We start from the raw sequence: 25498 nt of genomic DNA on the forward strand, positions 1-25498 counted from the left end.
AATAATTAACACAAATTCCGTTACAGTGAAAATTAATAGATATTCATATTTTTTGAAGGGATATTCATAAGAAATCGAGAGAGGCGTGTCGTGGCAAGCTGGGGGAAAATCGCTCGCCACGCGTCTGTTCATCGTAAGAAAAGCGTATTAACAGCGATTAAGGCACAGGTAGACATTCAGGCCCGGCTCAGAGGAGTCCAGATAGAGCTTGCCGCCGTGCAGGTCGGTAATCGCCTGTACCAAAGACAGCCCCAGCCCATAGCCGGACTGAAACCAGGTATCCAACCGCTGAAAACGCTGTAGCGCCTTGGCATGAAGTGCGGGCGGAATACCCGGACCACGGTCAGCAACGCTCAGCGCGATCCAGCCGCGATAGAGCGTCACGCTCAAGGTAATATATTTACCCTGTGCCGCGTATTTCAGCGCGTTCTCCACCAGATTGGCCAGCGCCTGAAACAGCAGCGCCCGGTCGCCAAAAAGCTGGATACCGGCTTTGATTTCAATCTTCAAGCGACAGCCGCGTTCTTCCGCCAGCGGCTGATAATACTCGGCAATTTCTTCCAGCAGTTGGCGTGCCTCAATATTCTCAAACTGGTGCACGCAGCGCCCGCTTTCGATTTCGCCGATGCGCATCACGGTACGGAACAGCCCGAGAATTTTGTGCACCTCGTCCACCGCCAGATTCAACTCATCACGAACGTCGTTATCCAACCCTGCCCGCTCCGTCAGGTTGAACAATCGGTTTTGCAGATGCGTCAACGGCGTACGCAGCTCATGCGCGACGTGGCTTGATGTATTACGCACCTGCTCCATCAGGCGCTCAATCCGTTCCAGATTCTGATTAATGTCAGCGCTCAGGCTGTCAAAATCATCGTCATAAGGCGACAGTGGCATACGCACCTGTTGCTCGCCGCTGCTGTAGCGATGCAGCGCCGCACGGATTTTCTCCACGCTGCGTAAACTGCGTAAGCTGAAATGGCGGCTGACGAACAGGCAGAAAAGCAGCACGATAAACAGTCCTGCCCCCGCCACCAGCGGGATCGTCCTCACCCGTTCTAACATGGGCCGAATGTTATAGGCGGTAAACAGCACGCCCCCATCATCCAGCATGACGGACAAACCGATCAGATTGGGATCGTCAGGACTGGAAATTTCGGCCTTAAGGCAGCTGACATCCATCCGGCAGTCAGTGTGCTGCCGCATTTCCAGAGGATGGATATTGAGAGGAAGTGCCTGTAGAGAAGACGTTTTCAGAGGATGCGGTTTTAGAGAATGATTGTGATACAGAATATCACCGTCTTTATTCATCACCAGAAACAGCGGTAATTCATCCCCTTTCGCCCGATTATCCTGGCGTAATTGCGCGATCAGGCTATCGGCATTGGTTAAACGCGACTGCATCGAGTAATCGTAAATATTACCCAGAATAACTTCGCGGACATGCGTTCTAATCAGCGTTTCGCTGAGTGAACTGAAGCCGACAATACACATCAGCATCATCAATAAGAACAGAAAAACAATGGTTATTGCCTGACGAAAATTAGAGGTGCATAAAAAGCCAGGATATTGGCTTGCCCCCAGTAATTGCCAGTGTTTTATTTTTACCTGCCAGCGCTGCCCCAGCTTCTTTATTTTTATTTTATTCAGCGTGGCTGCCAACATCGGTTTTGTCCTTATCTACCGCGCCTAATGCGTAGCCCATCGCTCTTAACGTTTTAATTAATGGACGCGGGAAGCCTTTATCAATTTTCGCCCGCAGCTTTGACATATGAACGTCGATCAAATTGGTCTGTGGATCAAAATTATAGCCCCAGACACGCTCTAACAGCATGGTGCGCGTAATCGCCTGGCCTGGATTTTCCATCAATATAATCAGTAACTTGATTTCTTTATCAGTCAAATCGATACGCTTGCCGCCGCGCCATGCAACGCGCTGCATACGGTCCAGTTGCAGGTCTTCAAAGGTCAGCATAGAAGGATTATCGACATGACGTTTACCGCGCCGCGCCATAATATCCAGACGTAACCTAAGCTCATTAAAATTAAAAGGTTTGCCGAGATAATCTTCTGCACCGAGCTCTAAGCCCATCACCCGATCAACATCACGATCCAACGCCGAAAGCAGCATAATGGGTGGATGACGCGAGCCTTGTAATTCACGTAATACCGTGAATCCATCCATGATGGGTAACATTCTGTCTAACAGAACGACATCATAAACTTCATCCTTGATCGCTTTTAATGCGTGTGCGCCATCATGCACCATTCGGCAAGAATGGCCGTGGGAATGTAATTTAGACCCCAGCCAATGGCACAGCACAGAATCATCATCAACCACTAATACACGCATAATGTTCCCCTATAAACGTGGCTTATTACCTAATTAATTCAGGGTTAATGTCCGTTTATTTTTTATTTGGTCCTTTAAACAGCCATTCACCCCACACGGTGTTGATACCGTGCGGGCCGTTTTGTTCTTCTGGTTTTTTTACTTTTCTGCTTTTTACTGCTCTACTTTTCACCTCTAAGAAAAGTCCTACGGATAATAACAATCATTATCATTTAGTGACAAGCAGTTTACAATCGCCTGACGTTGTTCTTAGACCAGACGCATAAAAAACATCCCCATCGCTTACGCCATGGGGATGTTGAGGAAGGGAAAAGAAGAGAAAAAAATCAACGTGGTAGCGAGGATCACCTCACCACGGCTTATTCATTTTCGATCAGAAGCGCTTCCATCAGATCGAGATCGCGCAGCATTTTTTGCAACGTCTCATTGCTGATCTGCTGCGTAGCGCGCAGATGATACAGCTCCGCACGTTCGGAATTCAGCGCGGTCAGACGAAAACGTCGCTCCAGATTCTCAATCAGCAGGCCATTTTCAGGATCGTCTTTATCGATTAGCCGTCGGCGCAGATTACCGATAACGCGTGCGCTGACTTCTTTCAGCACCTGCTCATCAATGTTTTCCTCCCGATCGGCCGCCAGCCGCTCCTCCATTTTGCGCATGCTTTTGATCGCCACTTCTGCCACCGCCATACGCGCCATGCGGATTTCTTTGGCGTGCGCGGCTTTATCCGCCACCACCACGCCGCGCAGTAGAAACGGCAAGGCCAGCACACCACACAGCAGAGAAAACAAAATGACGCCCGTGGCGATAAACACCAGCTGATAGCGTGAGGGGAACGCGGTGCCGTCCGTCAGCAGCAGCGGAATAGACAGCACACCCGCCAGCGTAATCGCCCCGCGTACACCAGCAAAGGACGCGATCCACAACTCGCGCGTAGAAAATTCGGCGAAGATCATCGGGCGCTTTTTCTGAATGTGCATGCTGTATCTTTTCATCACCCACAGCCAGCAGAAACGCAGCAGCAACAGAGCGCCATAGATGATCGCAATATCGGTAAACAGCATCCAGGTTTCAACCGTCGGGTCCAGCTCCGCCTGCGTCACCGAGGTTTCCAGAATATCCGGCAATTGCAGGCCCAGCATGATAAACACCATGCCGTTAAACACAAATTCCAGCATCGACCACACGCCGTTTGCTCGCAGCCGCATCGCAAGGGGGGCACTACGGATGACGCCCGACTGGCCGATGGTCATCCCTGCCGCCACCGCCGCCAGAATGCCTGACACACCAATGTGTTCCGCGATCAGATACGATGCGAAAGGCAACAGCAGCAGCAGCACGATCTGCGTCGCGGCATCATCACCGCTCCAGCGGCTGATAACACGCAGCGATTTCCCGAATATCCAGGTCACGCCAACGCCCGCCAACAGCCCACCCAGCGCAACCTGCATGAACTCCAGCGTTGCGCCTGAAACAGTAAACACCATCGTGCCCATCGCAATCGCGACAGCAAATTTTAGCGACACCAGACCGGACGCATCGTTCATCAACGCTTCGCCCTGCAAAATGCCCATCAGTTTTTTCGGAATACGATCTTCACCCACAATGCCAGACAGCGCGACGGCATCCGTTGGTGACAGCACGGCGGCCAACGCAAAAGCGGCAATCAGCGGCATGCCCGGCACCATCCAGTAGATGAAATAGCCGATGCCCACCACGGTAATCAGTACCAGAACCAGCGCCAGACCAATAATTTCCCGACCGTGTTTCAGAAACTCACGCGTAGGCGTTTTCCAGCCGTCGGCAAACAGCAGCGGCGGAATGAAGAGCACCATAAACAGCTCGGGATTGAAATCAACGTGCAAACCGAACTGGGGCCAGGCAAGGATGGCACCAAGCGCAATTTGCATTAAAGGCAGGGGAATTTGAAAAGGTAAAATGCGGGTAACTACCCCGGACAGGGATACCACCAGGGTCAAAATAAGAATCGTAAAAAATATTTCCATGCTTTCCTTAGACGTACTCCTAAATCAAAAAATTCTGCCTGTTAGCGAGCAAACACCCCTTCCATATTTAACGCATTTAGCTCGGTATGAAAATGGGTTTTTGGCCGAAATCGAGATTAATAACAAGATTGATTATCACACAAGTAACATCAACCCAAAGCCAATAAAAGGGCACATGAAATCGCGTTTGGCGTGAGAAACGATAAGGAAGAGAAGAGGAAGGAAAGACGAGGAATAACAGACCTTCTGGGCGGCGCCAGAAGGTCTGTCGGAAGGGATTACAGCGCCCAGCCGCCCGAGTAGAACACCACCAGCGCGACAGCGATAATGACGGTTCCGATGTTCAGCTTACGCCATTCGCCAGCACAAATGCGGCCTAATACCAGCGCGCCAAAACCCAGCATGATACCAGTCACGATGTTACAGGTCAGTACGATGAATACGGCACAGACCAGACCGGACATTGCGTCCACGAAGTCATCAAAGTTCAGTTTGGAGACGTTGCCCAGCATCAGCAGGCCAACGTACATCAGCGCGGGTGCGGTGGCATAACCAGGCACCAGATACGCTAATGGAGAGACAAACAGCAGCAGCAGGAACAACACGCCCACTATGGTTGCCGTTAAGCCCGTTTTACCACCAGCCGCCGTACCCGCTGCCGATTCGATGTAGACCGCCGCAGGTGACGTCCCGACCAGGCTGGAGAAAATGCTGCTCACGGAGTCTGCGGTCAGCGCTTTACCACCGTTGATGATTTGCCCGTCTTTATCCAGCAGGTTCGCCTGTCCGGCTACGGCACGGATAGTACCGGTGGCATCGAACACGGCGGTCATCACCAACGCCAATACGCTCGGCAGAACCATCGGCTGCAATGCACCCATGATATCGAGACTGAAGATCAGCGACGAACCGTCAGCCGCCGTCAGACTCGGCAACGCAAAGAAGCCCGCGTATTTTACCTTCGGGTCAAAAATCAGTCCCAGAATAGAGATCGCGATGATAACCAGCAGAATACCGCCCGGTACGCGACGTTTCTCTAAACCGATGGTCGCCGCCAGCCCCAGCAGAGACATAATGACGGGGAAAGAGGTGAAATCACCCAGCGCGACCGGCAGGCCATCAATCGGGTTTTTTACCACCAGCCCCACACCGTTAGCGGCAATAATCAGCAGGAACAGGCCAATACCAATCCCCGTTCCGTGCGCCACGCCCATCGGCAGGTTACGCAAGATCCAGGAACGGATGCCTGTGACGGAAATGATGGTAAACAGCACGCCCATCAGGAAAATCGCTCCCAGCGCCACGGGAATACTGATTTGTTGCCCCAGCACCAGACTGAACGCGGTGAACGCCGTCAGTGAAATCGCACAGCCAATCGCCATCGGCAGATTAGCCCACAACCCCATCAGCAGCGACCCCAGCCCGGCAACCAGACAGGTTGCCACAAACACGGCCGCAGGCGGGAAGCCGGCCTTGCCCAGCATACTCGGCACCACAATCACCGAGTAAACCATCGCCAGAAATGTCGTCAGACCCGCTAACACTTCCTGACGCACATTACTGCCGCGCTGTGTAATTTTGAAAAAAGCATCAAGCGCGCCCTGCGAGCCTGCCTGACGAGTGGTGTTTGACATGGTGGTATCCCCTGAAATGCCATTATTATTTACGATCAATTTGACCGGTTCCCGCGGCCTTGCTCCGCAAGCGCACCAGCTTCACTGGCGCACCATGAACCGTATGGCTCCGCACGCAAACGATTAACTCGCTGAGTGCAAAACCGGAAAACGCTGTCTTATCAAGACATTGATGTATAGAAACGGTGCTATATCAAGACACTGCTGTATCAAAACAGACTGTATTAAAACAAGCTGGATAAAACAGGGTCTGGCAATGTGAAACGCGTGATTATCCCGCTTCACCTGCGCTTATTTCAACTGCTAATCGAGACAATTTACCTATCTCACTTAATCTGTCCGACAAGGCAGCGCTCGGCCAGTACAGACCGCGTTCAAGCAGGCAACTCGCTGAAAACGCATCAGTATGAAGAAAAAGCAGAAAAGGTGTTTAGAAGAAAATCAAAACAGCGGTTTATTCCTCACAAACTGATCGTTCATTTTTTTGTGATTTTCATCACAAAAAAGTTGACCGTTCGTATCAGTACGAGTATTCTTAAAAACGTGAACAGCATCACAGAAAACAAATCAACTAACAATGAGGAAATGACCATGAAACTGCTGAACAAAATCATCGCTATGTTTGAAAACATCAACATCAACTTTGGTACTTTCAACCAATAATTATTTAAGAATCGTGGGGATAAAAAAGATGCGCGTTGTCCGCAAAATCAATCAAATATTAAAAGCGTTGGGCAAAACCTATCGCGGTGTTAACCCCCACGCTATCTTCCGTTAATCGTACTCAGTACGTTAACCACCCTAAAATGGCTGCCATCCGGTGGCCATTTTTGTTTTACACGATGCGTCACTAACTCTGCTCACCATACCGACCGTGATGGCGCAACAGCGCCATCCGATATCATACGTGTTTATGCCATCAGGCGTAGAGCGACATTTCCCCCGCTGGTCGCGTTTTAAAGCGACGGTGCAGCCAGAGATACTGCTCAGGCGCACGCATGATTTCTTTCTCAATCACCTTATTCATATAACACGCCGCAGCCTGTTCATCGTGATAAGGGTAATCCTGTAATTCGGGCTGAATCACCAGTTGATAGCCAGAGGCATCGGGTTTACGAATCAGCACTGTCGTCATCATCGCCGGTTTTGCCAGACGGCTGAGCGTGTACGTTCCGCTGGTCGTCGCCGCATTTTTCACCGCAAAGAACGGGGCAAAAACACTGCCTTTAGGGCCGTAGTCCTGATCGGGAGCGAACCATACCGCTTCACCGCGTTTCAACGCTTGCACCATGCCACGCAGATCTTTACGGTCGATCATCGCCTTGTTCGAACGAGAACGTCCCCAGGTTTGTACCATCTCCATCGCTTTATTATTGTGCGGACGGTACATCGCCATCATCGGTCGACATAGCCCCATCGCCCTGCCGCCCAACTCCAGCGACATGAAGTGAATACCAATCACCATCACGCCCTGACCTTTTGCCGTAGCGTGGTGTAAGTGTTCCAGTCCCGAAACATCAAACCAGTGACGCACGCGACGATCGGACCAGAACCAGGCCATGCCGGTTTCGACCAATGCCATGCCGAGCGAAGCAAAGTTGCTGTCAATCATCGCTTCTCTTTCGTCGTCAGAGATCGTAGGGAAGCACAATTCAAGGTTGCGTCTGGCAATCGACACCCGACGTTTGAGAAAGACGCGGGACAGGCGACCTGCACTGCTCCCGATTTTCATCAGCAGCGGGTAAGGAAGTTGAACTAATAAAAACAGCACGCCAAGGCCGAACCAAGTCGTCCAATAGCGCGGGTGGAGTACTGCCCTGGTAAAGGTTTGCTTAATCTTCATGATACTCGTCTTTAAGTGATTAACAGCGTACCGCATAAAGAGTCGTTCTTATCGCGCTACATCTATCATGACACTTATTTATAGGAATCGTTTTAGCTGTGTGAAAAACTGCTTCTGACCGTTATCACGCATGAGGTTAAAAAGCAGAATAAACATGCTGATAACACAGAGGGGATGTTGAGCAATCTATGAGCAGTTGACGGCAACGGCATCATACCCGATTCGCTCTTAATAAAGGAGTGGTCAGACAAGAAATATTCGCAATATCACGTAGTCTAACGCTAACATCTTGGTATATGTCAAAAAAGCGCTTAACGTCCTGACGTGAAGAACAGGACGATGACAAGTAACAATATAATCAATAAGCTGATGAAAAATGAATTTTTCTCTCCCTTCCCACCTCACTATGCTCACGGCGCTTATCGCGGGGATCCCTGCTTTGGCGTTGGCTACAACGCTTGCCGATAGCTCTTTCTCTCACAAAGACTGGGAAGTAGTCTGTGATAACACGCTGACGTGCCGGGCCGCCGGTTACTCGTCAGAAAAACAGTACGCGGGAGAAACGCTCAATGATGATTGCGATAGATTACAACCGCAAGATGGTCAACGGAACCCATTGAGCTTACCCCCCTGAATGACAACCTGTCCCTGCTCAGCACCCTTTGCTGGCGTGCGGCGTATAACGAAGGCTATGCCTACTGGGTTATCGATAACGCCATACAGACTCAGCTCGTGACGACAGATGGCACAGATTACGAAAACGGTGAAATTACCTCTGTGCATAAGGGACGTGGACTTGCAGACTGCATGAGCTATGACATCTGGACATGGGATGGCAAAACATTCCAGCAAAGCAGTGTATCGACTACTGATTCATGCCGCATGATCCAACTCGGTGGCACCTGGGATTTACCTAGCTGGACAACAACCGTGGTGAAACCGGGTAAATGACAGGAATTGAGGTCACTCGCTGACCTCAAATTCAATCATGGGAAAAGCTGTCGAGGAAGAATAAAAACGCACCTGCCTTAACTAAACAGAATCAGTCCAGCAGCGTTGTTCCATAGGAATTATCAATGGTGCAAAGCCAGTTTCCATCGACATTTTTCCTGAACACATAAGTCGCTCGTCGCGTTGTTGTGACAATATTCCCTTTGTCATCTGGGTAATGAAGAACGGTTTCCATGATAACGAAAGCGTCTCCACCACCTTCAATGACCTGCATATTGCCTTGTTCAACAATAAGTTGATTTTTAAAATAATCGGCAATGGCGACAAACGCTTTTTTTATATCCTCTTTGCCTCTCGCAACCATGCCTGGCTTGATAACAAGTGCGGCATCCTCAGCGTAATAACACATCAGAGCATCAAAATTTCGCTCAGAAATTGCTTTATCACAGGCCTCAATAATCTCGCGTATCGGATGGGGTTTCATAAGCATGGCCTCAGTGAAATGGCGTAAAAACCCAATAAGGAATGACACACAACCCTATGATAATAGAGATGTTATTCATAATAATCTCTTGTATTCAGATTGCGAGAAAATTCTGCTTATGAATGCTCTGCTTTTTTCGGGAGATGGCTTTATACGCAAACTCTATACACTCTGATGTATAACTTTCGATAGACGAGGGTTTTTCCTGAACGACTGAGAAGTAGCGCTAAGCCTTGTGGTGACTGGATTTATTGGACTTGGATAGACGTTGAAAGAAGAGATATTGGAGCGAGTGAAGGGAATCGAATAAATCACATAACGCATTGATATTAAGATAAATCATCCATCTTTAACCTTTGTAGCTATACGCATTTCTATACACATTCACTCTCGCTTGAATTTTACCAACAGCGAAATCTTGATTTTGGTGTGAAGAGTAAAAACGTAGAAAATAGCATTCATTAATAGGTATAAACGTTGTCTGGTAGCACCTTACCACTACTAACCACTTCGGTTTATCTGGATGAAACGTAACTACCAGAGAAGATAACCCTATCCCTTCGGCTCAATCCCCTAATCTCGAAAATATCTAAAAATAACCTTAAGCACATCCCGGATTTGTGAAGATAATTATTAAATTTTATCTTTATTTTCAATAGGTAATTAAAAATAACAACATAACCATTGACTCAAAAAACAAACAACATCATCATAAACAAATCAAATATGATAAAAACAAACTAAGGTGTTGATATGAGAACGATAGAAATTAGCCAAGAAACCTTTGATCGTCTGGCTAAATATGCAACTGGGTTTGATACACCAGAAAATGTCATAAACCGTCTATTAGATACACAAGAAGTAGAACTCAGCCAGCGACCAGAACTCACATTCAAGCCAGAGAGTGAAGAGCTTTTTAAACAAGAGCTTATAAGAATAAAACATGCAAAAGTGGAACTATATAAGGCCGATGGGACTAAAGAGGAAGGAGAGTGGAATGCAAGAACCATTAATCAGACATCATCACTTCGCAGTAATCTTTGGTCTGGTTATCTTCGGAACTGGAAGGAAAAAGGCATCATTCGTGCCGTTTTTACAATCAAAGAAAATAAAAATGGGATAGATGTAAAAAGAAGCGCTATTTATAAAAATTTCAAAATAAACCAATTAGATACAGGAACCATCACTGTATATAATGCTGGTGAAATTGTTGATACCGTAATGCCTGTTTTGAGAGTAATAGCTCAGGAAATCGGTGTGTCGCCTGTGAATTCAAATGGAAATGATAGGAATACAAGGCAGTTAGGACTACTTATCATTGAAAAATTATCATGATCAAGTGTATAGCCTGACAAGGCTATACTTCGCCAACACATCACCCCTTCGGCTCAATCCCCTGCTTTCTCAATTCCTGACGGGCAAGCTCTTTGAACCAGTTGCCGAGACTGACACCTTCTTTTGTAACTATCTCATCAAGCTGTTCGCGTAGCTCAGGGGAGATCCGTATCTGGAAGGTTGGTGATTTCCCCAATGATGAAGATTTTTTCGTATCGCGTTTTATCGTTGACATGTACGTACCTTTTTAACTATGCTGAGTTTCATAGGTACGTACACTATCACAAAGTCTCATACTCATCACCCGTTTCGCCCCCGAAAGGTAGTGTAATACCAGACAGGGGCTCACCACGCTGTTATGGAGTTAACGATATGGCTATCAGCAAGTCTAAATAGCTTCGCCTAATACCGCTCCACTTTAGCCAGACCATGCTGATTGCCGGGGAATGGTGAAGCGGCATTCATAAATAGCTTTACCTGTTCCAGTAACTGCCGCATATATCGGCACCGATGGTTACGCGTTATGGTTTCGTGTAACGACAACCAGAGCAACTCGATTGGATTGAGCCACGGCGAATACGTGGGCAGGAACAACAACCGGAACTTCGTATTTTTTTCCAGCCACCGTTCCACCTTGCGGCTTTTATGAATGATGTAGTTATCAACGACCAGCGTAATGGTTTTCGCTCGCCGATATGTCCGTCGTAACGTCTCTAACAGATTGATAAATAAATCAGAACACTTTTTACTGCCGCCAACGTAATGGACCCGTCCCGTATCCGAATGCAGTGCTCCTGCCAGATAATACTTTTGATTATGTCCCGGCGTAGTAATACGTTTCTGTTGCCCTTTGAGCATCCAGTCTGCACCGATTTTTGGGTTCAGGTCGATATCCACTTCATCCTGATAAAATACCGGATGAATCGTCTGTTTCCGGGAGACGGCCTGTTCGATGGCGAGTCGCTTTTCCTCATAATGCGGGTCTTTGATTTTCAGTGTTGGCGCGGCTCTGCGCCAGACAATACCCGCTCGCCTCAGATAGCGGTACAACGTGGAAGGATGGAGCGCTACATTAAAAAGCCGATTAACGACAAGTGATAACAACTCCGTGCTCCAGCGGGAACGCAGCCAGCCAAAATCCTGAGGAGAACGCTGAACCAGAAGCGGCAAAGTAGGCAGGATATCCGCGACCGGCCAGGGTGGTGTTCGTCCGGACTTGAGGCTCTTTAGTCCTTCAATACCATGTAAAGTAAACCAATTTATCCATCTTCCAACGGATGAACGAGCGGCACAGAGCAGTCTGGCGACGTCGGTGACGGTCATTCCCCGATGGAGCATCAGTATGGCGATGAGTCGTCTGGAATGGTTTTTATCGCGTGTTTGTTGGGCTTCTTTACGCATTAGTCGTCGTTCTTCATCAGGGATTGCTGCTATGATCGGCATCGCTCAGTCCGGTTGGTGATTTGTGATGTTTGGCGATTGATCAGATCGCACAACTCGGACTGAGTTCCCTTCAAGTGATCTACTATTTGGCGAAGCTATTTAGCGTTACGGAGGAAGTTCCCCTTACGCCACGCATGCAACGCCTTCGTGCCCGCTATTTAGAAGCACGCCCCAGTATTTCTATTCCTACCACCAGGTCAACGGCGGCGGCGACACCTGCCCCGGCGACGATGTGTTGCTGTTTACCAAAGGCATGAAGGGCATCAAAGCCGACGCACAAGCAAATCTGGCTCAGCTTGATATGGAAGAACCGGAAGATATCGATCGTATCTATTTTTATAAGGCGCGATTGAAACCTGCGACGGCGTCATGGCCTATGCGCGCCGCATTGCGGCACACGAACACGAACTGGCAGAACAGGAAGAGGATGCCTCAAGGCGTGCCGAACTTCTGGCCATTGCAGAAGTAAACGAGAACGTGCCAGCTCATCCCCCCAAGACGTTGCAGGAAGCGCTGCAAAGTAAAAACAAACCGGAATCCGTCAAAGACTACTTCTTCGACGGTAAACACGTTGATGCGGGTAGCTAATCGCATCATATTTAGCAAGCCTGCATCAGAAATACGCAGGTTTGCTCTGTGGTATTTTCCCTCGGGTTAACCGTTAGTACGGGACAAAAATGAATGTTCCCTTCCCAGTGAAACAGCCCTACAGGCCGCTTCTACCGCTCTATTCGGTGATTCCCGCCTCATACCGCCGTTCCGCGTGCTGTTGCATTCGTTCAAGCGCTTCTTCATAACGTGGCATCGCATGCGCAGCACCTTCACGTTCCACGCAAAGTGAGGCATAGGAGGAAGAAAATAGCACCGCCCGCTCCAGAGAATCACCGGCCGCCAGCCTCGCCGCCAGTGCGCCGTTAAATGCATCGCCAGCCCCCGTGGTGTCCCTGGGCTGGGCTGGAAACGCCGGGATATGTGCCTGAACATCCCCCGTTGATAAGAATGCACCCTGCACACCAAGCGTAATGACCAGTTGGCGTACCCCCTTGTCGTGTAACACCGCAGCCGCCTGCCGTGCGCTGTCGATATCCATTACCGGAATGCCGGTCAACAACGTCGCTTCAGTGCTATTTGGCGTCAGGAGATCGATCTTACGCAGTAAGGCATTGCTCACTTTTTGCCAGGGCGCGGGGTTCATAATGACGAACGTGTTCGCCTCCTGTGCACTATCCACGATACGCTGAATTGCACTAAGATTATTTTCCAGTTGAATCAACAAAATATCTGCCGCTGCGACCGTCGGTTGGCAGCGTGCGATCTCCGCTGCCGTCACTGTCAGATTCGCACCTGGGTAGACGGAAATCATATTTTCTGCATCGTCGCCTGCCACATAGATCAACGCATTCCCTGTCGGTTTTTCTTTGCAGGTAAACAAGGTAATCGCATCAAAGCCCGTCTTTTCGAGATGGCGTCTGGCAAACAGACCAAAATCATCATTACCAATTTTACCGATATAGTGTACCCGCGCACCGGCACGCAACGCGGCGGTCGCCTGATTAGCCCCCTTTCCCCCCGGCCCCATCATGCTGCGGTGTGCAATCAGCGATTCTCCCGGCTGCGGAAAGCGGGACATTCCCGCCACAATGTCCAAATTGAACGAGCCAAACACACAAACTTTACCTTTCATATTTTCCCCCCGAATTGACGCTCTGCCGCCAGACAGGCACCACGACAGCCGGTATAGTCCGTGGCCTCACTGAACACCATATTGAGTTTCCCACGCGTCATCGGGGGACGCAGATGCCGCCAGATCCCATCGCGCAGGGCAGCATGCGGAAAATCAACCATCGATAAAACGCCACCGCCGAGAATCAGGTAGTCGGGGTCGAAAATATTCATCTCCGTTGCAACCACCTTCGCCAACCGATCAACAAATGCCAGTAAATCCGGGTGTGAGCCAAAATACGTAAACAGGGATGGCATGGTTGCGCCGTCCTGCTGCGTTGCCCAATGTTGTAACCAGTGCCCCGATGTCAGCGTTTCCACGCAGCCAAGATTGCCGCAAGGGCAAGGCCGTTGATTATCCTGCCAGGGAATATGCCCCAGTTCACCCGCCCCCCCGTGTTCGCCATGATAAAAACGACCATTGAGCCACAGGCTATTACCAATCCCGGTGCCGAGGTAAATACCAACCGCCGTGTCCGGCAGCATTTTTAACTGCATTAAGTCCCACAACATCAAATGATTAACGTCTTTATCCATCGCCACGGGTATGCCCAGACGTTCACCGATTTTTTGCGCAACTGGCTGGTCATTCAGCGCTGGAATAAATGGCAACGACAGCACGGATTGACGATCGCGGCTCAGAATACCCGGCAACCCGAGCATCACGCCATTTACCGCCTGCTGTTCCAGCGTCTGCGCAATCACATCAGTCAATGCTGCCAACGCATCACCTTGCTGTGCCCAGCTCGCCGTCGCTACTTTGCGAAATCCCGACCACTGGTGCTGCGCATCCATCAGCATTAACCGTGTGCTGGTACCGCCAATATCGATTCCCAGCCACCGTTCTGTCATGCAGACTCCTGTATCAGGCGCTGTGCCTGTGCGATGTGCCCCGTCATCATCTCCCATGATGTCGCCAGATCGTCATGCAGGTTAAAGAGTCCCGATGTTCCAACAATCAGAACTTCAGCCCCTGCCGCTAGCAGCGTACCGTAGGTTTTCTGATTACAAGAGCCATCAATTTCGATCAGGTAGGAATAGCCATGTTGCTGTTTTAACGCATTTAGTTTTTTGATCTTTTGGAGCATTTCCGGGATGAACGGCTGACCCGCATAGCCTGGATCGACCGTCATCACCGTAATTTTGTCCAGTAGATGAATATAGTGTTGGATAAATTCGACCGGCGTCGCGGGGTTCAGTACCACGCCCACCTTTTTGCCGAGTGAACGTATCTGATTGATTACCCGAAACGCATCCCGGTTGATCGTCTCGGCGTGGGGGCAAATATAGTCCGCACCGGCTTTCGCAATCGCATCGATAAAATCGGTAGGCGCTTCCACCATCAGGTGTACGTCTATCACGAGTGACGTATGTGGGCGAATTTGCTCAATAAAGAACGGCGACAGCGTGATATTTTTCACGTAGTGCCCATCCATGATGTCTACATGCAAAAAATCAGCACGCGAGTTCAGGACGGCCAACTGTTGTTTAATCTCAATCAGGTTCATGCACATCAGCGAGGGAGAGATTTTGGTCTGCATCAGACTTCCTTTTTTTCAGTTAAATGGTCGGCACGGGCGCGTAAAGCACTCAGGCGCACCGCACGATAATCGACGTAGCGAGCTTTAAAGAATTTCAGTGCCAGGACGACAATCAGCACGGCACCCCACATGGCCAGGCTGAAATGCTGGCTAATATTCATCAGGTTGAAGCCCGTAGAGAGAATCTGAAGCGCGATGAGTGACAACACCACCCCCGTCACCCGCCCGAACCCGCCATTCGGGTCGGTGCCGCCAAGGATGATCGCCAGTACCGTCAACAGCAGGTAGGAGTCACCGTACCCCATCCGCGCCGAGTTAAAGCGCGCCATCATCACTAGCCCCGCCAGGACACACATCAGGCTGGAGATGACATAAACCAGCATCAACATGCGATGCGTATTGATGCCGCTGAACCAAGTCGCGTTAATGTTGCTACCGCCCATATAAATGCACTTTCCTGCCCGGGTCTTACCGAGGAAGAGCGCCAGAGCTCCCGCAGCAGCCACAAACAACCAGAGCGGTAGCGGAATTCCGATCCATGTACCGGAACCCAACGTGCGCAACACATCAGGCATTCCGCTGACAGCTGCCCCTTTGGTCAGCCAGATGCCAATCCCGTTCACGGTCATCATGCTCGCCAGCGTCACCAGAATGGGGTGTGCGCCCACCTTCGTGACCATAAATCCGGTCAATGCGCCAATCACGATGGCAATAGCCGATGCCCCCAACAGACCCACTCCCAGCCACAGCAACTGCATAGCAGTTCCTGCACCTTCAGGGAGGAAATGCAGCAGAACCCAGGCAATAAACAGGCTGGTCAGATTGGCTGTCGCAATAATGCACAGGTTCAACCCGCCGCTAAGAATGGCGATAAACATTCCCAACGTCAGCAAGCCCAGTTCAGGCAGTTGGAACGCCATGCTCATGAACGTCGACGTCGTAAAAAAGCGGCCTGGTAGCATGACGCTGAACAGCGCACAACACAGTGCGATGAGGAGCAATAACCCTGCGTCGGCACCGTTTGGTTTGAAGATATATCGTTTCATCAGGATCCTCCGGTCGGTCACACAAAGCTGACGTCAGTTTCTTTGCGCTTTTTGTAATGTGTGACGGCAATAGCCAACATGATCACCACGCCAATAACGATATTCATGAAATAGCTAGACACCCCGATCAGATTCAGGCCGTTTTTCAAAATAGCGATGAGAAAGACCCCCATCAGCGTTCCCAACACCGTCCCTTTGCCACCCATCAGGCTGGCTCCGCCGAGTACGGTAGCGGCCAGTACGTCCAGTTCGCCGCCGACCAGCGCATTGGGCACCACTTCGCCCATGCGATAGGTCTGTACCAGCCCGCCAATGGCAGCCATCGCCCCCAGATAGCCATAGGCGAAGAGGTGGATCAGTCCAACCCGAATCCCGATTCGACGTGCGGATTCCTGATCGCCGCCGACCGCATAGAGCTGACGCCCCAGATGCGTTTTATTCAGCAGGAGCCAGGTCAACCCCGTAATCACCAGCAGGGTGACCAGCGGCAGCCCCACCTGAAACGTCAGGCCATTCAGCGAAAACGGCAAGACTTGCCGCAGCGTGACCCACCATTCGGGCAAGGTGTAAAGGCTGCGGCCATCGGTCAACCACATCAGCAGGCCAAACAGCAGCGACTGCATGCTGATCGTGATGATGATCGAGACAATTCTCAGCGAATAGATCAGCACCGCGTTGACCATGCCGCACAACATGCCGCAGGCAATCGCCAGCACAATGCTGAGCGCGGCATTATCAAATTGAAACTGGATAAAAAGTGTGGCGATCAGGTACTGCACAACGGATGCCACGGCGGCAAACGAGATATCGATCCCCCCCGTTACCAGCACAACGAACAGACCCAGCGCGAAGATACCGGTCACCGCGTAGCTCTCCGCCAGATCGAGCAGGTTTTGCATCGATAAAAATTGATCGCTGGTTAATGAGAAAAATACGATCGCAACCAGCAGTACCCAGGCCAGCCATCCCTGGCTACTCTTGGGTTTGAAAAAAGAGAAATCAGGCATTGATCACCTCCGCAAGCTGCTGTTGTTCAACCTGTTCGGGCTGGTATTCGGCATGGATGGCCCCGTTGCGAAAGTGCAAAATCCGGTCACAGTTGTAATAGACTTCTGGCACTTCGTCGGAGATCAGGATGATGGCAATCCCCTCCTGTGCCAGTTGGTGGATTAACGCGTAGATACTGGCTTTGGCACCCACATCAACGCCAACCGTGGGCGAATCCAGAATGAGAATTTTTGGCTGGGTCAGCACCCACTTCGCCAGTACGATTTTCTGCTGATTGCCCCCAGACAACGTGGAAATTGCCTGCTGGGGATCGGCCATCCGTACCCCCAACCGCTCAATCCACTTCACGATCAATTTATTTTTACGGTACTCATCAATCAGGTGAAAGCGGCTGCGAAGCCGATCGAGAATCGTCAGCACCATGTTGTCAGCAACTGACTGCTGCTGTACCAACCCCAGCGTCAGACGATCTTCAGACACGTATCCAATCCCTGCTTTAATCGCGTCTTCATGGCTGCGGAAGGTGACGGGCTTGCTGTCTAACCAGATTTTCCCACTGTCTGGACGCGTCATACCAAACAAAGAGAGCGCCAGCTCCGTACGCCCCGATCCTAATAGCCCACACAGCCCCAGAACTTCCCCTTCGTGTAGGGTAAAATTGATATCGTGGTACTGGCCTGAACGAGTCAGGCCTGCCACCTCTAATAATGTGCGTTCTGGATTCAACGTCGGCATTTTACGCTGGTAATCCAGCGTCATTCCCGTCATCAATTCGGTCAGACGATGACCATCCATATCACTGGCCGACCAGGTGCCAATCTTCCGTCCATCACGGATCACCGTGACGCGATCGGAAATCTCCAGCACCTCATCCAGACGGTGGCTGACAAACACCACACAGATACGCTTCTCTTTCAGGTAGCGCACGGTACGCAACAGTTGATTCACTTCGGTTCGCGTTAACGATGCCGTCGGTTCATCCATGATCACCAGCCGGGCATCCGCCACCAGCGCACGGCAGATGGCAACCTGCTGGCGCTGGGCGATGGACAAAGCAGAGACTTTTTCATCCAGATTTAGCTCGAAGTTCAGTTCGCTGATGACCCGCCGTGCCGTTTCCCGCAGCGTCCCTGCCCGATACCAGCCCAGCAACCCTTTCAGGTTATGTTCAAATGCAATGTTTTCCGCCACGCTCAGATTGGGAAATAACGACAGATCCTGATAGATCACCTGAATACCAAATTCGCGTGCCTGCTTAGGCGTCAGACGAGGAAAACGAGATTCTGTCGCGGTTTCACCATCAAATAGCGAGATCTGGCTACCCGCATCCGGCGTGTACACGCCGGCAATCACCTTTATCAACGTACTTTTGCCACAGCCGTTGGTGCCAGCAAGGCAGTGGACCTCCCCGACAGCCAGTGACAGATCAACGTCATTCAGCGCACGGCTACCGCCAAACGTCTTGGAGACAGAGCCGAGAGCAATCAACGTCTGTGGTTCGGTCAGCGTCATCGGCTTACAGCCCCATCTCGATTAGTTTTGGCAAATTAGATTTATCGAGGCTCTCCGTGTTATTGCCAAGAATGGTGCGTGCCTGCGTATCCACATTGACCTTGCCCAGCCCCTCAATCGTCATCCCGTCCGTAATCGGCTGATTTTTTTGCATCATATCGGCCAGCCGAACAAACACCTCTCCAGCCGTTTTCGGGTTCCAGATATAACCCCCTTTGATGGCCCCGCGATTTACCAGCGTTGCACCCTGCCCTGGGCTAAACGCACCAATCACACAAATTTGATCGGTTTTATTACGGTTCATCACCGCGCGCCCCGCACCGATCGGCCCCTGTGAACCAAAAGCCATGATGCCTTTAAGATCGGGGTATTTAGACATCAGTTCGTTACTGGTGCGGATAGATTCATCCAGCGATTCACCGACTCCAAATTTATCCGTCACGAGTTGCATTTTCGGATAATGTGCCTTCTGATAGGCTAGGGCCGCATCTGTCCATTCCTGATGCAGAGGCACCGTCAGGCTCCCCACATACATGGCGTATTTGCCTTCCTCTTTCATACATGCAGCCAGCGCTTTCATATGGTTGATGCCGTGCGTTGGCGCATCAACCAACTCAAAATCCCAGTCTGCATATTTCTGGCCAGGAGATTCATGTACCAGCACTTTAATGCCAGCCTCTTGCGCACGTTTGAGCACGGGTTCCAGCACTTTCGGGTCATTCGGCACCACGCCAATGATATCCACTTTCTGGGCGATTAAGTCTTCAATAGCGCGCACCTGTAGAGCGGGGTCAGCAGCAGTGGGGCCGACCTGCCAGGCATCAATACCACGCTTGGCCGCTTCGCTTTTGATGCCCGCCTCCATCGCATTAAACCAGGGAATACCACCAATTTTGACGACAACGCCCATGCGCAATTTCTCGGCGGCATCGGCGTGAGCTGAACTCAACAAGGCAAGGAGGGTACAGGCGAGGAATGTTCTTTTCATAATCTCTCCAGTGTGATGATCCTATTAATTATTAATTAACTGCATGGTCTGAGCACGTTGCGAGCAATCAATAATATTGACGCCGTTCCAGGCCAGTTCCTGTGTTAGATCTTTGTCGTCCAATTTTTCGGTAATAAGAAAATCCACATCCCGATAATGACAAATACGTGCAAAAGAAGGGCGTAGAAATTTACTCGCATCCATCAGCAAATATTTTCTTTCGGAAGCCAATAACATTTGCTGTTTTAGGTGTGCTTTATTTTCATTTCCCTCACGTAAATAACCGTCATTACCCAGACTGCTACAGGAGAAGAAAATCTTATTAATCAAAAATTCTTTTAACGGTTGCTCCGTCACCAAGCCGTTAAAATCCTCATGGCGGTCGGAATATTCTCCCCCCAGACAGATCGTGCGGATATTTCCTTTCGCTGCCAATGTTTGAACCGTCCGTAGTGAATTCGTTATTACCGTTAACTCTATGTCGGGTAATTGCCGAGCAAGGAACCAACATGTGGTACTGCTGTCGAGTAACAGACAATCCCCCACGCTAATAAAATCCAGTGCACGTTTGGCTATTTGCATTTTTTGCGAAACATGTTCATTCATACGCTGGCGGAAGGTTAATTCATATTCACTATTTTTAGTTATATTATTTATTATATTTCCCTGGTGTTTCTGTGCTAATACTGCTCCGCCATGACTCCGCTGCAATACGCCTTTCGCCTCCAACTTTGATAAATCTCGGCGAATGGTTTCCTGAGAAACCTGTAATAAACTCACTAATTCTGTAACCAACACGCGACTATTCAACGCTAATATTTCCATTATCCGGCGCTGGCGTTCAATCGGTAACATGATGACCTCCGGTGTTAATAAAGTAATGGATAGAGAGTTCGAAAAATGTGCACTACGCGATAGTACAAAAGGGGAAAAAGGATAGATTGCATTACGTGAAGAACATTGAAAAATAATGAAAATAAACAATGATGTTCATTATTTATTGTGACAAAACTCTCATTTAAGGCCGCTATACGCCATTTTTTTACCTCCATTCAAACAAGGAGAAAAACGGCGACAACACATTGCAATGACTGAATATGACCGAATTTGTGTATTTGACCGTTTCATCCAGTTGACGTTCATTAACAAAAAAACATCTTTTGCCTCATCTTTTCGCAGTAAATAGCGAAAATGCTGGAAAAAAGCGCTCTGAATCGCTGTTGCATCAATCCGATCCAGGTGGGAACAACGGCGTCGTCTGACAAACTTGCGTCAGACATACTCAGGTTTTCTCTGTGGCATTTTCCCCCTACTTAACTGCTAGCTCGAGGCTCAAAGATGAATTTTACCTTTTCCACTACGGGTGGGTGTTCGTCATTGTCCATCATGGCGAGCACCAGATGCCCGACCTCCGCCCCTAGCTTTTCATAATCGAGCCGCATCGCCGTCAACGCCGGGAACGTATGCTCACATTGTTCAGAGCCATCCAGACAGGCAATCGCCAGATCGTAGGGCACTTTCATCAGCCGGCGCTGGCATTCAAAGAGCGCGCCCAACGCAATTTCTTCGTGGCTACAGATAATTGCATCCAGCTCCGGCTGGTTTTGCAGCAGTTCCGTCATCGCATAGCGGCCAAACTGTAGGCTGGGGGCTTCCGGGATCGTAATTTTCAAATCCGCATTGTGATAGTGTGCCAGCATGGCTTTATTCCAGCCGTTCAACTGCTGCTTTTGCAAACGGTTATCCGTATGCGCACCGATATAAGCCACGTGACGATATCCCTTTTCCAGCAGCGACATTGTCAGTTGTTCCGCCGCTTCGGCAAGGGCGATATCAATAGTGATATTGGTATTCAACGCGGCAGCACCGGACACATTCACCGTAATGACGTTGCTGGCCTGTATGATGTCCTGAGTACGTTGCGAGAGTTGCGCACTGAATAACACCAGCGCCGCTGGCCGCTGCTGCAAGAGTTTTTCCACCATGCCCGCTTCAGTGTGCTGGCGATATTCATGGCAACCCATGATTAACGACACATGATGTTTGCCAACCGCCTGCTGTAATGCCTGCACAAAACGCACGCTGGCGCGGTCTTGCTGAAAAGGATAAAGCACCGCGATAGTGGGTTGATAGGCTGAGGCCAGCGCGCCTGCGGCCTGGTTCGGTACGTAGCCCAGCGTTTTTATCGCCTCATTGATTTTCTTCTGTGTGGCATCGGAGACCAGCCCTGGCTCCCTCAATGCGCGGGACACCGTCATCGCACCGACACCAGCATGGTTCGCAATGTCCTGTAGCGTGATGCGACTCGTACTCTCGGTAAGCTGGCTGGCTTCTTGATTGGGTTCATAGCCCAATGTTCTGGCGGCCAGTTCCACTTTGCTGCGTAACTTCTCAGAGACCAGATCGGGTTTGCGCATCACGCGCGATACCGTCATCGTCCCGACGCCCGCGTAGTCGGCGACATCCTGTAGCGTAACCTTACCGGTACTACGACGCTTACGCATGCTCACTTCCTCTCCATTCGTCATTTTTCTCATCGCACGATCGCGATAACAGCCAGTGACCTCTATTGCCTTCAGGCTGGCGTGAAGGGGTAGGCAACGAGCGAACAACCCCGATTTCCTTACTGCGTCATTCACACCCTGTCATCGCCGTTCATAGTGTGCCTATGGTGACATGGGGGAACAAATAATGCCCCCGCTTGTGCTAAGTCGGTCACAGTTAATGATAGGCATATCAGTTAGCGATATCTTTTTAGAGATTAGTCACATTATTTACGCCATCGCCACACTATCCTGCGTTCAGAATGATACAGAGGTGACTCCAATGCTTAACACTTTACTAACACCAGACGTTGTTCAGATTTTACCTGCCTGTGATGACTGGCGTCACGCTATCGCCTTGTCCTGTCAGCCTTTACTGGATAACGGTTCGATTGAACCCACCTATGTTGAGGCGATATACCGCTCTCATGAGGCCATCGGCCCTTACTATGTCGTCGGCCCTGGGATTGCCATGCCGCATGCGCGACCGGAAGACGGCGTGAACCAACTTGCCGTCAGCCTGACGCTGATTCGTGACGGCGTGATTTTCCATTCCGAAGATAACGATCCCGTGCATTTACTCATTGTTTTGGCCGCCACGGACAGCAATAGCCACATCGATATTATTTCACAGCTCGCTCAGTTGTTCGACACGCCTGATGACGTCGCCGCGTTACTCCACGCGACGGACGTAGAACAGGTGTTTTCCGTTATTTCTCGTTATTAATTGCCACCAGAGGACACAGATTATGAAAATTACAGTCGTATGCGGTAACGGCCTGGGTACCAGCCTGATGATGGAAATGAGCATTAAAAACATCGTTAAAGAGCTTGGCGTGGTTGCTGATGTGGATCACGTGGATTTAGGTTCAGCGAAAGGCACGGACAGCGATATTTTTGTCGGTACCAAAGATATTGCCGATCAGCTCGTCGCACAGGCGGTGGGGGGAAAAATTGTCTCCCTGAGTAACATGATCGATAAAGTGGCGATGAAAGAGCGTCTGTCGGTCGCCCTGACAGAACTTGGTGCCTTATAAGCTGGGGGATCAAAAATGGAATTTTTCCGTTTTTTAATGAGTGATGTGCTGTCTGAACCGTCTATCCTGGTCGGTTTGATTGCGCTTATCGGCCTGATTGCACAAAAAAAGCCGGCCACGGAGTGCATCAAAGGCACCGTGAAAACCGTGATGGGTTTCTTGATTCTCGGTGCCGGTGCCAGCCTGATCGTTTCATCGTTGGGGGACTTCGCCGAAATTTTCCACCACGCGTTTGGTATCGCCGGTGTGGTGCCTAACAATGAAGCCATTGTCGCCGTCGCACAGAAGAACTTCGGCACCGAGATGGCGATGATCATGTTCTTCGCGATGGTCATTAATATCGCGATCGCCCGCTTTACGCCGTGGAAATACATTTTCCTGACCGGCCACCATACGCTGTTTATGTCGATGATGGTTGCCGTAATTCTGGCGACAGCGGGCATGAAGGGGATACTGCTGATTACCGTTGGCTCGCTGGTGGTTGGGGTATCAATGGTACTGTTCCCTGCCATTATTCACCCGTATATGAAGAAAGTCACAGGATCGGATGACGTCGCCTTTGGTCACTTCTCTGCGATATCACAGTTGCTGTCAGCGTTTATCGGCAGCAAATTTGGTAATAAAGAGAAATCAACGGAAGACATGGAAGTACCGAAAAGCCTGCTGTTCCTGCGTGATACGCCGGTCGCCATCGCCTTTACCATGTTCTTCATCTTCATGTTTACCTGTCTGTTTGCTGGCCCGGAAGCGGTGAAAACGATGAACGCCGGTGGGAAAAACTGGTTCATGTTTTCGCTGATTCAATCCATTACCTTTGCCGCCGGCGTGTACATCGTGCTGCAAGGCGTGCGGATGGTGATTGCGGAAATCGTGCCTGCGTTTAAAGGCATTTCTGACAAACTGGTCCCCAATGCTAAACCGGCATTAGATTGTCCCGTGGTCTTCCCCTATGCGCCAAATGCCGTGCTGGTCGGCTTCCTGAGCAGCTTTGCAGCCGGGGTGGTCGGTATGGTGCTGCTCTATCTGTTAGGTATGACAGTGATCATTCCTGGCGTGGTGCCGCACTTCTTCGTCGGCGCAGCTGCTGGCGTTTTCGGTAATGCCACTGGCGGGCGTCGCGGTGCGATTTTAGGCTCTTTCGCCAATGGACTGCTGATTACCTTCCTGCCTGTCTTCCTGCTGCCGGTGTTGGGCAGTATCGGACTGGCAAACACCACGTTCAGTGATTCCGATTTCGGCGCGGTGGGTATTCTACTGGGCATTATCGTGCGCTAAGTCCGCATGATGAATCTCATCCGCAACACGAGTTTTCGTTAACGGGGGAAATGATGGAATTCTATTTAGATACGGCTGATGTGGCCGCAGTAGAACGGCTTGCTGGCGTGTTACCGATTAAAGGCGTGACCACCAACCCAAGTATTGTTGCACGCGGAAAATCCGATATTTATACCGTGCTACGGGACATGCAGGCCATTATCGGCACGGAAGGCCAGCTGTTTGCTCAGGTGATGTCTCGCGATTCGAAGGTGATGGTAGAAGAAGCGTTGAAACTCAGGGAGGTCATTCCCTCTTTGGTCGTCAAAGTCCCGGTCACACACGCAGGTTTACGTGCCATTAAGCAATTGACGACGCTGGAGGTTCCCACCCTCGGCACCGCCATCTACGGCGCGGGACAAGGATTCTATGCTGCATTGGCGGGGGCTCGCTACATCGCGCCTTACGTCAACCGCATTGACGCACAGGGGGGAGACGGGATTACGCTCGTGAAAGAGCTTCAAACCCTGATTAACCTGCACTGCCCGAAAACTCAGGTGCTGGCAGCCAGCTTTCGCACGCCGCGTCAGGTATTGGACTGCCTGCTGGCTGGGTGTCGAGCCATTACGGTTGACCCTGCGGTTGCCGAGCTGTTCCTGCAAGATCCGGCGGTTGAGGATGCGCTTAACCGATTTGATCATGACTGGCAGGCACGTTTCGGCCATGCCGATCTTGGCTAACTGATGGAAAAACACCACTCGCCCGTCGGGTGGTGTGTCCAACATAACCGTGTTCTCAAAA

The 25498-nt window shown here is 50.3% G+C and carries 23 protein-coding genes and 2 pseudogenes; 8 read left to right on the forward strand and 17 right to left on the reverse strand.

Going from position 1 to position 25498, the window contains the following annotated elements; translation table 11 throughout:
- Positions 1-147: 147 nt before the first annotated feature.
- From O1Q74_RS16440 to O1Q74_RS16455, 4 genes are all read right to left on the reverse strand, one after another.
- Entirely contained in the window at positions 148-1662 is a 1515-nt protein-coding gene (locus tag O1Q74_RS16440) for a sensor histidine kinase (RefSeq protein ID WP_271874677.1), read from the reverse strand.
- Positions 1640-2350, reverse strand: a complete 711-nt coding sequence (locus tag O1Q74_RS16445; protein WP_010285248.1) for a response regulator transcription factor — start codon at positions 2348-2350, stop codon at positions 1640-1642. Before O1Q74_RS16445 ends, O1Q74_RS16440 begins: the two co-directional genes overlap by 23 nt.
- A gap of 359 nt (positions 2351-2709) precedes the next feature.
- Positions 2710-4356 (reverse strand): Na+/H+ antiporter, encoded by a 1647-nt coding sequence (locus O1Q74_RS16450; RefSeq protein ID WP_271874678.1) that lies wholly within the window; start codon positions 4354-4356, stop codon positions 2710-2712.
- A 278-nt stretch (positions 4357-4634) separates the two neighbouring features.
- On the reverse strand, positions 4635-5990 hold the full coding sequence (locus O1Q74_RS16455; RefSeq protein ID WP_271874679.1) for an NCS2 family permease: 1356 nt from the start codon (positions 5988-5990) through the stop codon (positions 4635-4637).
- Between the two features lie 258 nt (positions 5991-6248).
- Between O1Q74_RS16455 and O1Q74_RS16460 the strand changes: the two genes are divergently transcribed.
- Positions 6249-6653 carry a hypothetical protein gene (locus O1Q74_RS16460; protein WP_271874680.1) on the forward strand — a complete coding sequence of 135 codons (405 nt, stop codon included), beginning with the start codon at positions 6249-6251 and terminating at the stop codon, positions 6651-6653.
- A gap of 256 nt (positions 6654-6909) precedes the next feature.
- On the opposite strand, the gene lpxP is transcribed toward O1Q74_RS16460, so the two are convergent.
- Positions 6910-7833, reverse strand: a complete 924-nt coding sequence (lpxP, locus tag O1Q74_RS16465; protein WP_271874681.1) for a kdo(2)-lipid IV(A) palmitoleoyltransferase — start codon at positions 7831-7833, stop codon at positions 6910-6912.
- Between the two features lie 376 nt (positions 7834-8209).
- Between lpxP and O1Q74_RS16470 the strand changes: the two are divergent.
- Positions 8210-8784: pseudogene (locus tag O1Q74_RS16470) on the forward strand (DUF1176 domain-containing protein).
- A 91-nt stretch (positions 8785-8875) separates the two neighbouring features.
- On the opposite strand, the gene O1Q74_RS16475 reads toward O1Q74_RS16470, so the two are convergent.
- Complete coding sequence (locus O1Q74_RS16475) at positions 8876-9268, reverse strand: YybH family protein (protein ID WP_271874682.1); 393 nt, start codon at positions 9266-9268, stop codon at positions 8876-8878.
- Between the two features lie 753 nt (positions 9269-10021).
- Here O1Q74_RS16475 and O1Q74_RS16480 point away from each other — a divergent pair.
- Positions 10022-10603: a hypothetical protein gene (locus O1Q74_RS16480; protein ID WP_271874683.1), complete on the forward strand. Its 582-nt coding sequence runs from the start codon at positions 10022-10024 to the stop codon at positions 10601-10603.
- 40 nt (positions 10604-10643) lie between these two features.
- On the opposite strand, the gene O1Q74_RS16485 is transcribed toward O1Q74_RS16480, so the two are convergent.
- Both O1Q74_RS16485 and O1Q74_RS16490 read right to left on the reverse strand, forming a co-directional pair.
- On the reverse strand, positions 10644-10838 hold the full coding sequence (locus tag O1Q74_RS16485; RefSeq protein WP_271874684.1) for a toxin-antitoxin system HicB family antitoxin: 195 nt from the start codon (positions 10836-10838) through the stop codon (positions 10644-10646).
- A 167-nt stretch (positions 10839-11005) separates the two neighbouring features.
- On the reverse strand, positions 11006-12046 hold the full coding sequence (locus O1Q74_RS16490; protein ID WP_271874685.1) for an IS630 family transposase: 1041 nt from the start codon (positions 12044-12046) through the stop codon (positions 11006-11008).
- Between the two features lie 184 nt (positions 12047-12230).
- Here O1Q74_RS16490 and O1Q74_RS16495 point away from each other — a divergent pair.
- Positions 12231-12568: pseudogene (locus tag O1Q74_RS16495) on the forward strand (pyruvate formate lyase family protein); the annotation flags it as partial.
- 205 nt (positions 12569-12773) lie between these two features.
- Here O1Q74_RS16495 and O1Q74_RS16500 read toward each other — a convergent pair.
- From O1Q74_RS16500 to O1Q74_RS16540, 9 genes are all read right to left on the reverse strand, one after another.
- Positions 12774-13730, reverse strand: a complete 957-nt coding sequence (locus tag O1Q74_RS16500; RefSeq protein WP_271874686.1) for a ribokinase — start codon at positions 13728-13730, stop codon at positions 12774-12776.
- Complete coding sequence (alsK, locus tag O1Q74_RS16505) at positions 13727-14620, reverse strand: allose kinase (RefSeq protein WP_271874687.1); 894 nt, start codon at positions 14618-14620, stop codon at positions 13727-13729. Before alsK ends, O1Q74_RS16500 begins: the two co-directional genes overlap by 4 nt.
- Positions 14617-15309 (reverse strand): D-allulose 6-phosphate 3-epimerase, encoded by a 693-nt coding sequence (gene alsE / locus O1Q74_RS16510; RefSeq protein WP_271874688.1) that lies wholly within the window; start codon positions 15307-15309, stop codon positions 14617-14619. Before alsE ends, alsK begins: the two co-directional genes overlap by 4 nt.
- Positions 15309-16355, reverse strand: coding sequence for an ABC transporter permease (locus tag O1Q74_RS16515; protein WP_271874689.1), 1047 nt, complete (start codon positions 16353-16355; stop codon positions 15309-15311). The genes alsE and O1Q74_RS16515 overlap by 1 nt, the downstream gene beginning before the upstream one ends.
- A gap of 17 nt (positions 16356-16372) precedes the next feature.
- Entirely contained in the window at positions 16373-17362 is a 990-nt protein-coding gene (locus tag O1Q74_RS16520; RefSeq protein WP_271874690.1) for an ABC transporter permease, read from the reverse strand.
- On the reverse strand, positions 17355-18875 hold the full coding sequence (locus tag O1Q74_RS16525) for a sugar ABC transporter ATP-binding protein (protein WP_271874691.1): 1521 nt from the start codon (positions 18873-18875) through the stop codon (positions 17355-17357). The genes O1Q74_RS16520 and O1Q74_RS16525 overlap by 8 nt, the downstream gene beginning before the upstream one ends.
- Before the next feature lie 4 nt (positions 18876-18879).
- Positions 18880-19863 carry a substrate-binding domain-containing protein gene (locus tag O1Q74_RS16530; protein WP_271874692.1) on the reverse strand — a complete coding sequence of 328 codons (984 nt, stop codon included), beginning with the start codon at positions 19861-19863 and terminating at the stop codon, positions 18880-18882.
- 24 nt (positions 19864-19887) lie between these two features.
- Positions 19888-20718 (reverse strand): DeoR/GlpR family DNA-binding transcription regulator, encoded by an 831-nt coding sequence (locus O1Q74_RS16535; RefSeq protein ID WP_271874693.1) that lies wholly within the window; start codon positions 20716-20718, stop codon positions 19888-19890.
- A gap of 458 nt (positions 20719-21176) precedes the next feature.
- Entirely contained in the window at positions 21177-22367 is a 1191-nt protein-coding gene (locus O1Q74_RS16540) for a LacI family DNA-binding transcriptional regulator (RefSeq protein WP_271874694.1), read from the reverse strand.
- 322 nt (positions 22368-22689) lie between these two features.
- On the opposite strand from O1Q74_RS16540, the gene O1Q74_RS16545 reads away from it, so the two are divergent.
- The 4 genes from O1Q74_RS16545 to fsa are packed head-to-tail and all read left to right on the forward strand — an operon-like array spanning position 22690 to position 25437.
- A complete protein-coding gene (locus O1Q74_RS16545) occupies positions 22690-23133 on the forward strand; it encodes a PTS sugar transporter subunit IIA (RefSeq protein ID WP_271874695.1) in 444 nt (147 codons plus the stop codon).
- A gap of 22 nt (positions 23134-23155) precedes the next feature.
- Positions 23156-23443 carry a PTS sugar transporter subunit IIB gene (locus tag O1Q74_RS16550; RefSeq protein WP_039470109.1) on the forward strand — a complete coding sequence of 96 codons (288 nt, stop codon included), beginning with the start codon at positions 23156-23158 and terminating at the stop codon, positions 23441-23443.
- A 15-nt stretch (positions 23444-23458) separates the two neighbouring features.
- Complete coding sequence (locus O1Q74_RS16555) at positions 23459-24718, forward strand: PTS ascorbate transporter subunit IIC (RefSeq protein ID WP_271874696.1); 1260 nt, start codon at positions 23459-23461, stop codon at positions 24716-24718.
- Positions 24719-24771: 53 nt separating this feature from the next.
- A complete protein-coding gene (fsa, locus tag O1Q74_RS16560; protein ID WP_271874697.1) occupies positions 24772-25437 on the forward strand; it encodes a fructose-6-phosphate aldolase in 666 nt (221 codons plus the stop codon).
- The last annotated feature ends 61 nt before the right edge of the window (positions 25438-25498 follow it).

Source organism: Pectobacterium sp. A5351 (genome assembly GCF_028335745.1).
Classification (GTDB): Bacteria; Pseudomonadota; Gammaproteobacteria; order Enterobacterales; family Enterobacteriaceae; genus Pectobacterium.

Coding starts and splice junctions, on each gene's coding strand:
- O1Q74_RS16450 (WP_271874678.1), bottom strand. CDS start 4,356: ATGGAAATATTTTTTACGATTCTTATTTTGACCCTGGTGGTATCCCTG.
- fsa (WP_271874697.1), top strand. CDS start 24,772: ATGGAATTCTATTTAGATACGGCTGATGTGGCCGCAGTAGAACGGCTT.
- O1Q74_RS16515 (WP_271874689.1), bottom strand. CDS start 16,355: ATGAAACGATATATCTTCAAACCAAACGGTGCCGACGCAGGGTTATTG.
- O1Q74_RS16545 (WP_271874695.1), top strand. CDS start 22,690: ATGCTTAACACTTTACTAACACCAGACGTTGTTCAGATTTTACCTGCC.
- O1Q74_RS16530 (WP_271874692.1), bottom strand. CDS start 19,863: ATGAAAAGAACATTCCTCGCCTGTACCCTCCTTGCCTTGTTGAGTTCA.
- O1Q74_RS16535 (WP_271874693.1), bottom strand. CDS start 20,718: ATGTTACCGATTGAACGCCAGCGCCGGATAATGGAAATATTAGCGTTG.
- O1Q74_RS16480 (WP_271874683.1), top strand. CDS start 10,022: ATGAGAACGATAGAAATTAGCCAAGAAACCTTTGATCGTCTGGCTAAA.
- lpxP (WP_271874681.1), bottom strand. CDS start 7,833: ATGAAGATTAAGCAAACCTTTACCAGGGCAGTACTCCACCCGCGCTAT.
- O1Q74_RS16485 (WP_271874684.1), bottom strand. CDS start 10,838: ATGTCAACGATAAAACGCGATACGAAAAAATCTTCATCATTGGGGAAA.
- alsK (WP_271874687.1), bottom strand. CDS start 14,620: ATGACAGAACGGTGGCTGGGAATCGATATTGGCGGTACCAGCACACGG.
- O1Q74_RS16490 (WP_271874685.1), bottom strand. CDS start 12,046: ATGCCGATCATAGCAGCAATCCCTGATGAAGAACGACGACTAATGCGT.
- O1Q74_RS16550 (WP_039470109.1), top strand. CDS start 23,156: ATGAAAATTACAGTCGTATGCGGTAACGGCCTGGGTACCAGCCTGATG.
- O1Q74_RS16520 (WP_271874690.1), bottom strand. CDS start 17,362: ATGCCTGATTTCTCTTTTTTCAAACCCAAGAGTAGCCAGGGATGGCTG.
- O1Q74_RS16445 (WP_010285248.1), bottom strand. CDS start 2,350: ATGCGTGTATTAGTGGTTGATGATGATTCTGTGCTGTGCCATTGGCTG.
- O1Q74_RS16475 (WP_271874682.1), bottom strand. CDS start 9,268: ATGAAACCCCATCCGATACGCGAGATTATTGAGGCCTGTGATAAAGCA.
- O1Q74_RS16500 (WP_271874686.1), bottom strand. CDS start 13,730: ATGAAAGGTAAAGTTTGTGTGTTTGGCTCGTTCAATTTGGACATTGTG.
- O1Q74_RS16540 (WP_271874694.1), bottom strand. CDS start 22,367: ATGCGTAAGCGTCGTAGTACCGGTAAGGTTACGCTACAGGATGTCGCC.
- O1Q74_RS16525 (WP_271874691.1), bottom strand. CDS start 18,875: ATGACGCTGACCGAACCACAGACGTTGATTGCTCTCGGCTCTGTCTCC.
- O1Q74_RS16555 (WP_271874696.1), top strand. CDS start 23,459: ATGGAATTTTTCCGTTTTTTAATGAGTGATGTGCTGTCTGAACCGTCT.
- O1Q74_RS16455 (WP_271874679.1), bottom strand. CDS start 5,990: ATGTCAAACACCACTCGTCAGGCAGGCTCGCAGGGCGCGCTTGATGCT.
- O1Q74_RS16440 (WP_271874677.1), bottom strand. CDS start 1,662: ATGTTGGCAGCCACGCTGAATAAAATAAAAATAAAGAAGCTGGGGCAG.
- alsE (WP_271874688.1), bottom strand. CDS start 15,309: ATGCAGACCAAAATCTCTCCCTCGCTGATGTGCATGAACCTGATTGAG.